Source organism: Gracilibacillus suaedae (assembly GCF_017599345.1).
GTDB lineage: Bacteria > Bacillota > Bacilli > Bacillales > Amphibacillaceae > Gracilibacillus > Gracilibacillus suaedae.
In genome coordinates this window covers 123,031-132,817 of the sequence record NZ_JAGFVL010000040.1, presented here as the reverse complement: position 1 = coordinate 132,817, position 9,787 = coordinate 123,031, and the positions used below count along the sequence as shown (strand labels likewise).

7 protein-coding genes are annotated in these 9,787 nt (G+C 36.0%); 4 read left to right on the top strand and 3 right to left on the bottom strand.

Features of this window, described 5'->3' with window-relative positions:
• Window positions 1-164: 164 nt before the first annotated feature.
• A complete protein-coding gene (locus J5J03_RS12210; RefSeq protein ID WP_208589873.1) occupies window positions 165-2,186 on the bottom strand; it encodes a cellulase family glycosylhydrolase in 2,022 nt (673 codons plus the stop codon).
• Between the two features lie 220 nt (window positions 2,187-2,406).
• Between J5J03_RS12210 and J5J03_RS12205 the strand changes: the two genes are divergently transcribed.
• Window positions 2,407-5,142, top strand: a complete 2,736-nt coding sequence (locus J5J03_RS12205; protein WP_208589872.1) for a choice-of-anchor I family protein — start codon at window positions 2,407-2,409, stop codon at window positions 5,140-5,142.
• Window positions 5,143-5,461: 319 nt separating this feature from the next.
• Here the strand turns inward: J5J03_RS12205 and J5J03_RS12200 are convergent, their stop codons facing one another.
• Together J5J03_RS12200 and J5J03_RS12195 are read right to left on the bottom strand one after the other, a co-directional pair.
• Complete coding sequence (locus J5J03_RS12200) at window positions 5,462-5,665, bottom strand: helix-turn-helix domain-containing protein (RefSeq protein ID WP_208589870.1); 204 nt, start codon at window positions 5,663-5,665, stop codon at window positions 5,462-5,464.
• A 13-nt stretch (window positions 5,666-5,678) separates the two neighbouring features.
• Window positions 5,679-6,251, bottom strand: coding sequence for a hypothetical protein (locus tag J5J03_RS12195; protein ID WP_208589868.1), 573 nt, complete (start codon window positions 6,249-6,251; stop codon window positions 5,679-5,681).
• A 269-nt stretch (window positions 6,252-6,520) separates the two neighbouring features.
• Between J5J03_RS12195 and J5J03_RS12190 the strand changes: the two genes are divergently transcribed.
• The 3 genes from J5J03_RS12190 to J5J03_RS12180 are packed head-to-tail and all read left to right on the top strand — an operon-like array spanning window position 6,521 to window position 9,701.
• A complete protein-coding gene (locus tag J5J03_RS12190; RefSeq protein WP_208589866.1) occupies window positions 6,521-7,696 on the top strand; it encodes a DUF418 domain-containing protein in 1,176 nt (391 codons plus the stop codon).
• The gene (locus tag J5J03_RS12185) at window positions 7,693-8,175 is read left to right on the top strand and encodes a PH domain-containing protein (RefSeq protein WP_208589864.1); all 483 of its coding nucleotides are present in this window, start codon (window positions 7,693-7,695) and stop codon (window positions 8,173-8,175) included. The genes J5J03_RS12190 and J5J03_RS12185 overlap by 4 nt, the downstream gene beginning before the upstream one ends.
• Window positions 8,172-9,701 carry a PH domain-containing protein gene (locus tag J5J03_RS12180; RefSeq protein WP_208589863.1) on the top strand — a complete coding sequence of 510 codons (1,530 nt, stop codon included), beginning with the start codon at window positions 8,172-8,174 and terminating at the stop codon, window positions 9,699-9,701. Before J5J03_RS12185 ends, J5J03_RS12180 begins: the two co-directional genes overlap by 4 nt.
• The last annotated feature ends 86 nt before the right edge of the window (window positions 9,702-9,787 follow it).

Sequence of the window (9,787 nt, the reverse complement as noted above, 5' to 3'; positions counted from 1 at the left end):
AGCGTGATCTGAAGATCCACTTTGCAAAGCGATCTTCTTTGCAAAGTTAGCTGAAGACACGCCCCCTGGAAAGCGAAGTGAGCAAGCCGAAGCGGGTTGTTACGACTATTAATCATGTCAAAATAACTACTTCGAACAGGACCGGGTGGGTTTGCCGGTTTTTCTTATTTAACTTTTGTCTTACGATACCAAGTCAAACTTCCAACCCCGATTAATACCAGGCCTAAACCAATACCCATATAATTAAATTGAGCAGTAGCTGTATCAGGTAAGCGGTTGTTTTCATCATGGTCAGGTGCTAGATATGGATCAGTTGTATCTTCTGATTTGGTATTATTTTCTTCAGATTCAGCAGTGAACGTATCTTCTTGATTGGAATCGTCTGTCGAATCAGTTGATTTGCTTTCTTCGTCAACTGTGGTTTCCTCCTCTTCGACTGATTCCTCTTGTGTATGGTCATCCTCTTCTACCCCTTCCTCGATTGGCTCTTCTTCAACTGGTTCTTCTTCTAATAATGTAGTAACACTTTCCCCATCTTTGACAACTGTATAGTCAATTGTTTCACCACTCCAGAAGTGGAAGGTGAGGTCAACTTCTCCATCCTCTACTTCATTAAAAAAGGAATCCTTTAATTCGATAAATCCTTCTTCATAATCAGGGGCAAAAGCATAACCAAATTCCTTAAAAGCTGTCCAATTCTGTGGGCCTGCAAAAGATCCGTCTTGATAATATGCTTCCATTGTTGCTAATTGATCACCGTTAAAACGAGTAGGAATCAGAAACTCTGATGTTGTTCCTTCTGTCTCTTCCAATTCAGGTGTTTGATAGACTTCTACCTCAATATCCCAATCGACACCACCAGTGAATGTTACCGTTAGAGTAGTAACTGTACCAAGATCATTTTCCGTTATAAGAGAGCTTAATAATTCTTTAGAGAAAGTGATTGTATTTGCTTCGATTTGATAATCGCCCCCTTCTTCCAATAGTTGATCAGCCAGATAAATTTCTTCAAAATTATTGCCATGCAGTTCAAACGTGATTGGTTTATCTGTAATTTCCTCTGACTCTTTTAAGTAAATAAAGTTATCGTTGGGAACTGCAGATCTAGTATGCCAACTCGTTTGTACCATATTAAAAAATTGCTGATCTGACCATTCCAATGTATCACGGTCTAAGTGTTGGCCGTTATCCCAAAGCATATGAACCAGATCTTTTTCCTGGGCATAATGAAGCATATATTCAAAGAATTTCAATTTTTCGCCTTGTTGGATAACACCTGTATCTACGTCAAAGCCAAGTAGTCCATATTCACCAATAACTGTTGGAATCCCGTTAGCCGTAAAGGTATCATGCACACGATCAAATGTAGCGTGGATATCCTCTTTTGTATCTTGTTCAAATCGTGTATAACCAGCAATATTGACACTAAATGGCCAAAAACCGTAATAATGAACAGTTGCAATAATATTGGGGTCTTCCAAGCTGTTGATGAAATTATATAAAGCAGTAATTTTTTCAGGTTCTGATCCGGTATCAAGAGTAGGTAACACTAATGGTCGAATATCATTATTCCCGCCAGATTCTCTAACAATTTGATAAAAGTGAGTATTTAATTCGTCTAAGTATTGCTGGCTCTCTTCCTCGGTTCCCAAAAATCTAGGTTCATTGATGCTTTCAAACATTAGTTTCGTTGAATCATCTTTAAAACGATCTGCTAGTTGTGTCCAAATAGCATTAAAACGTTCTACCGTTTGATCATGATTTTCTTGCATTCCAGATTCTATCCAAATCCATGAATCATGATGAATATTAATCATCACGTATAAATCTTCTTCCAAAGCCCATTGTACGGTCTGATCAACGCGAATTAAAAAATCTTCATCAATTTGATAGTCGCCACTTTCTGCCATTCGTTGATCAAATGTGATCGGAATGCGTATACTTTTAAATCCTTCATCCGCGATTTTTTTAATTAGATCTTTTGTAACAAAAGGGTTTCCCCAGGCTGTTTCATCTTCACCAACAGCGTCATACGTGTTACCAAGATTCCAACCTGGCTGCATGTTTTCGGCATATGTCTGGATATTGATTTCTTCGGTGGGGGTTTCTTCTGCGAATGTAGTGATGGAAGTAATGCTAAGCAGAACAACAAAGATAAGCATAGTTAAAGTGAATTTTTTCTTCAATATTAATTCCTCCAAAAATAGATTAGAAAGCGCTTTCTTATGTATAAATCTATCACATCAGTTTTTTAGCGAATACATCAAAAATAAGTGCTATTTTCATGTAAAAATGAGACATGAATGGATACAAGCATAATTTTTACAAACTATTAACATGATTAACATATTTCATTAATGATAAAGAAGTAGAATGGCAGGAGAATATGGAAAAAGGAGTGGAATGATGAAAAAATTTGCGCTTGCTATTCTATTTATTTCTTTTCTTCTACCAGTAAATCCGATCATGACTGCCGCATCTTCAGAAGTTACCTATCATTCAGAAAGTGAAGACTCGTTAGCTGTGGAACTGCTAGGTCGTTATACCAGTGAAGTACCAATTGATGAAGGTGGAACAGAAATCGTTGCATATGATCCGAATACATATTTAGCCTACTCAGTGAATGGATATGAAGAAACGCTCGATATTATTGATTTGTCGAGACTTGCCGAGGGTCAAACGGACATGCAGTTAGAGAAAAGGATTCAGCTCAGTGATTTTGGTGTTGATGCAGGAGACTTAACGAGTGTAGCTATTGCACCAGATAGTAATTTTATCGCTGTATCTGTCCCAGCTACAAATAAAGTGGAAAATGGACATGTTGTTTTTATGTCAACAGAGGGTGAGATATTAACATCAGTTGAAGTTGGTGCCTTACCAGATATGGTTACGATTACACCTGATGGCAATAATGTATTAGTAGCAAATGAGGGTGAGCCTAGTGAAGATTATTCAGTAAATCCGGAAGGCACGGTATCAATCATTGATGTTTCTAATGGTGTAAATAAAGGTGACAATTTAACAGTGACGACGGCAACTTTTTCAGATGAGATAATCGAGGAAGGTGTTAGAAAAGTACATCCTGAAAGTTCTTATGCACAAGACTTGGAGCCAGAATATGTCGTCGTAGATGATGTAAGTCAATATGGCTATGTGGTGCTGCAGGAATCTAATGCAATTGCAAAATTGGACATCGAATCAGGAGAATTTCTTACAGTAAAAAGTTTAGGGTATAAGGACTTTTCTTTACCTGAAAACAAATTAGACGCATCAGATAAAGATGATGAGATCAATATTCGTAATTGGCCGGTATTATCAATCTATCAACCGGACGGAATGGATATAGTGGAGATCAATGGTAAAAATTATTTGTTAACAGCAAATGAAGGGGATGCTCAAGATTGGGATGGTTTCTCAGAGGAAAAACGTGTGAAGGACTTGGAGGATGAGTATCAATTAAATGCAGATCTTTACCAAGGGTATGATCAAGAAGAATTGGACAAAATGGTCAAAGAAGGCCTATTTGATGATGAGCAATTAGGCAGATTGAAGACTTCTACTTCTCATCCAACAAATGCAGACGGAAAATATGAAGCAATCTATGGTTATGGAGGACGTTCATTCTCTGTATGGGATACAGAAACATTAGAATTAGTTTATGACAGTGGATCAGAGTTTGAAGACATAATTGAAAAATTTGAACCTGACTACTTCCATAGCAACAATGATGAAGATACATTCGAATCAAGAAGTGATGATAAAGGTGTAGAACCAGAAAGTGTGATAACCGGTGAAGTAAATGGAAAGACTTATGCTTTTACAGGATTAGAGCGACAAGGTGGTATCATGGTATATGATATGACCAATCCAACTTCACCAAGCTTTGATAGTTATTTCACTTCCCGTTTATTTCAAGGACTTGATCAGGATGTAACGGAAGAAAGTGGTGATGTTGCACCTGAAGGTTTAACCTTTATTCAAGACGACGATAGCCCAACAGGAGAGCCAATTCTTTTAGCTGCCCATGAAGTGAGTGGTACTATTGCAGCTTATGAACTAGGAGAATCCTCTAATTCTTTTTTAAGTGAATTAACGGTAGATGCTGGTGAGTTAAATCCTTCATTTTCACCAGAACAGTTCGAATATCAATTAGAAGTTCCAAACGAAGTAGATGAACTCCAATTCTCAGGCTTCACACAATCAGATGATGCTCATGTGCTTGTCAATGGAAAAGATCCATCTGAATCAGTTGCACTAGCGGAAGGTAACAATGAAATTCATGTGGAAGTTATTGCAGAAGATGGATCTGTTACAAATTATACGGTGTTTGTCAAAAGACTATTAGCCACTGTAAGTGAGCAATTGAAACCAACTGATAATACCTTTATGGTTGAAACAGATATTGCTGATTTAGATGAAAATGCTACATTGAATCTGGTTGTTCCTGAGGATAATGGAGAAGTGAATGAAATTAGTTTTACACAGGAGCAAGTACAGCAATTAAAGGATAAGAGTATTACCGTTACAACAGAACAAGGAGATATTATTGTAACGTTTAATGCTGAACCATTCACTGATGAAGCACCCCTTTCTTTGTTGATTGAAACATTAGATCAGAATGAGTTCGAAAACAGTCAATCTACACTGACAAACATTTATCAGCTTGAATTTACACAAGGTGATCAACTGGTTTCTAATTTCGAGACACCAGTGACACTATCCTTTCAATTAGCTGAAACAAATGAAAGTGCTTCTGTTTATCATTGGAATCAGGAAGACGGAAAGTGGGATCAGGTCGGTGGCACACTAATTGATAATTGGATTTCCGCAGAGACAGATCATTTCAGTATATTTACAGTATTGGATTCAGCGGCTTTAGCTGTGGGAGAAGAAGACACGGATGGAAATAAAAATGTATCAGATGGAAAAGAGGGAGATAATAATTCTCCAATTGCTGATGAAAAGGACTCTGATGACAAAGAACAATCAGATTCAGCTCCTAAGGAAGAAAAGAGTAACAATAAGTTACCTGATACAGCAACAAATATGTATACATTCTTACTTATAGGTGGTTGTTTGTTATTAATAGGAATGGCCATTGTTGTTATCAGACAACAAAAAAGAAAAATCTCTAATGATTAAATAAAGAAAAGAAAAACTGCCATGATTAAAGCGAAGGCCGCCCACTTCCACTCCTGTGAGAATTGTTTGACCTGAAGATCCACTTTTTTGAGCGGTTTTTGCTCAAAAAAGTTAGCTGAAGGACAACCCCCATGGAAAGGGAAGTGGGCAGCCGGAGTGGCGGTTATGTGATTGATATATTTCAAAATGGCCACTAAAACAATCGTAGATCCACTTAGCATTTTTCAAGATATTGAGTAACGATTAGTGCCAACCTCAAACTAAGAGTCAAATCCCATACGTGAGTAAAATGATGTCTTTTTTCTTATAGCACAAAGCACTACTCATCTATATATTCCATTAAGTCACCCGGCTGACAATCTAGTGCTTTGCATAAAGCATCCAAAGTGCTGAAACGAATTGCTTTTCCTTTCTCATTTTTTAGAATCGATAGGTTGGCTTTTGTGATGCCGACTTTTTCTGATAATTCATTTAAAGACATTTTTCGTTCTGCCATCATCACATCTAATTTTATTCTAATCATTGAATCGCCCACTTTAAATTGTATATTTGTTCTCTTCTACTGCTTTTACAGCCACCTTCAATGCAGCCCCTATTAACAGGCAAGCAATACCAGTGAAAATGGTATCGATATAAGACAAATTGGAAAATCCAATGGTAGCATTGGTAATATGTAAAGCTTCGATGGTTTTGTTAAAGATAAGACCTTCCGTATAAAAGAAAATAGTTCCAAAGCTGAGAATGAATATGCCCATCATATAAAAGAGTTTAACATTGTCCATCATAAATAAACTCTCTTTATAAATATTTTTAAAAAGTTTATCACCGATTCGTAAAACCCCTAATACAAGTATAAATAAACTTATCTCACAAATAAAAGATAAAAATTTCAAGTCAGTGTTTATAAAAATATCAGGTTGTGTTTCAAATTCAATCGCTAAATAGCTAATAGTCGGTTCGAACTCACCAAAGGATTCAGCAAATCCGGAATCTGGGAAAAATAAAAATGCAATATGATATAGAACACTGAATAATCCTATAGGAATAATTAGAACGAATAAAGTTCGGCATATCAGGTATGTTACTTTAAATAAAATTTTTGTATTCATTATGTACTCTCCTCAGTTAACAGGATGTCTCATTTATCACGGACACCCACTTCAAGCTTCACAAGGAAGTAAAGTGGGAGATAATAGACACTAACATCCTGACAAGTTTCCCTCATGATCAGTGAAGGTTGCCCCCCCACTGACCATAGTCTCACTTTATTATACAACAAAAAATTATCGAAAAACAATAAAAAAATATTGAAATTACATAATTAATCCGTTATAGTGAAATAGAAAATTATGGATTCAGACGAAAAGGAGCTACAAGAATGGTACGATCACAGAGAATTTCACTAATTGATGCAATAAGAGGCTTTAGTTTGTTTGGCATTTTACTAGCCAATCTACTAATCTTCCAATACGGAATCTATGGAAAAGATGAAATTGGCTTTTTTGATTTGTCAGCCATTGATATGCTAGGGTTTCATGCTACTCACCTTTTTATTGAAGGGTCATTTATGCCGATTTTTGCTTTTATTTTCGGCTATTCACTTGTTTTAATGACGAACAATTTGGAAAACAAGGGATTACCGGTCAAAAGGTATTTGTTGAGAAGGTTTTTGATGTTGATGGTATTTGGCTATTTGCACAGCTATTATTTGTGGGAAGGGGATATTTTATTAGCTTACGGTTTAATAGGACTTTTATTATTATTTTTGGTAAAGAGAAAAGCTAAGACTATTTTCGTTTGGTTTGCTATTCTCTTCGGACTTCTGCTATTAATGAATATTCCTGTCGGTTCAGAAGAAGAACATGCACTTTATAGTGACACGACTATTAATAATTACTTAGAAGAGACATTGCCGATTTATCAAACTGGTACTTACCATGAAATCCAACACCATCGTAATAATGAAGATCCGTTAGAAATTGGAGAAATCGAGGCATTGTTCATTTTATTGCTGACCCCGGTAGTGTTTTTACCGATTTTTTTACTAGGTATTTATGCTGGCAAAAAAGAATGGCTCCATCATTTTGAAAAAAATAAAAATAGATATAAACAGGCATTTTTCTGGCTGATACCGATTGGGTTACTGCTGAAGCTTATCCCATATTTCTCAGAAATGATCGCTTTTAGTGAGGTCGGTGGAATTGTTTTGGCTGTCGGATACATTTTCTTGTTTGCCTATTTGTATACCGTTTGTCAAAAAAGTGTGATTGTATATGCGTTTGAGCAAGTCGGGAAACTGTCACTTACCAATTATATCCTACAGACCGTGATCTGTACTTTTATTTTTTACGGGTATGGGATAGGATTATTTGCTCGTTTAGGAGTATGGTTTGCTATTTTTCTAGGGATTGTCATCTTTATACTACAAGTGTTTTTTAGTAAATGGTATATGGAACGATTTACACAAGGTCCATTAGAAAGGTTGATGAAAATAGTAGTTTATCTTTCGTTCAGGTCCAAACCGAAAATGAGAACAAAGGATGTTGCCGTATGAATGAATTAGAACATCGATTATCATCTAAGTTTCCTAAAGCCCGAATCATATCTGAAACGATAGGTAATATCATTGGCCTTATCGTGCTGGCAGTATTATTTTGGTTAGATTATTACTTTGGCTGGCCAATATGGGCTAATTGGATCTTGATAGCTGTTCTACTATTTGCTGTTGCTGGTACGATCTGGTCGTTCATTGAGCCTCATTACCTCTATCGAAGTTGGCGTTATCAGATAAGCAATGAATATCTACAATTAAGCTATGGTGTGATAAATAAAGAATGGGTTACCGTTCCGATGTCCAAAATCCAATCTGTATCTACTAGCCAAGGACCCATTATGCGGGTGTATCAATTGCGTTCAATTAAAGTCGAGACAATGGGGTCTTCACACGTTATCCCTGCTCTAGAAGAACAAGTTGCCCTGGAATTACGTGCGAAGATTGCTGAACTTGCTAAGCTAAAGGAAGTGGATGAATGATGAGATACCATCCTTTAACCATTTTATATCGAATTTATCAATTAATAAAAAATAGTTTAATACTGGGAATTCTATTATTTGTTGTGAAAAGAAATTCAGACTTTTGGTTGTTCGAATATGGCCGTTATCTGTTTGTTGCCGGTGTTCTATTACGGTTGATCTATATTGTGGTAAGTTGGTTTGTGGAAACATATGAGTGGGATGATCGTACCTTTCAACTCAAAAAAGGTCTTTTTGTCAAACATACAAGCACGATTCCTTTTTCAAAAATTCAAAATGTAACTAGACATACTACGCTTTTTCACAAGCTGTTTGGTCTGACTTCCCTTACATTTGAGACGGCGATGGATGGTGATGATGACGCAATTACCTTTCAAGTGGTTTCGAATCAACATGCTGCCTTTTTATTAGAATTAGTCAATATAGAGGAAAGTCACATGTCCAAGTTGGACGAGAAAGAATCAGAAAAAGAATCAGAACAAACTCAACAAGAGCAGGAAGTAAATGAAGCAGAAAATAAAGTGGAAACAGATCTTGTTACACATTTTGAGCCTACCAATCTGGATTTACTAAAAGCAAGCTTTACTTCTTTGAGTTTTTTAGCAATTATACCGATTGTGACGGGTTTGTATGATATTATTGGTCCGTTATTACCTGATTCGGATCATTATCAAGGTGTATTCTATCAAATTATTAATAGCAGATGGTTAATTATCATGTTAAGTGTCGTTGGCGTTGTGATTGCAATAATCATCGGTATTATCAGAACATTTTCTCGTTATGGGAAATATCGCATTTCATCTAGTGCTACTCATATCTATATTGAGAGAGGTTTATTAGATGAGACACATTTTGCAATAGAAAAACAGAAGATACAAGGGTTAGAAATCGAACAAACATTACTTAAACGCATTTTTGGATTAGCGGAAGTGAAACTAATCAGTTCTGCCAATACTCAAGCGGAAGATTATGTCGTTAGTGTTAATTCGTTATATCCTTTTCTGCCGATTAATCGAGCCTATCAATTAATGGAAGAACTATTACCAGACTATTATGTAGAGGAATCTATGAATCGATTAACAAAGATTTCTTTATATATGAAATTACTAAAACCGAGTTGGTTTTGGATAGTAGTAACAGCTGGTCTATTTTATTTTAAGCCAACTATTTTTCAAATTGATGCAGCTTGGTGGTTATTGTCGCTGTTGTTATTATTGATCGTTATTATGAATAGAATACTCGATTATCTACATACGAAATATTTAATCTCGGAAGACCAATTGCAATGGTGGCATGGCGGATTAACAAGTAGAATGTTTATTACGAAAAGGAGACGGGTCATCGAAATAAGTTATTCGCAATCGATACTACAGAGATTTTTCAAGCTCGCTTCTATTTCAACGATGAATCGTTCTATACCAGCGCGAATTGAAACTATCAATGATGTACCGCTAGATTTTGCCAAAACCTTTCAGCATTGGTATCTACAAAGACAGAAAGATACTACCTATCAACAGAATGGCTAGAAATTATTTCTAGCCATTTTTGTTATAGCAATCCCGGAATATTTTTTCAACAATATTTCGTTATTTGAATAGGTAATATTTATGCT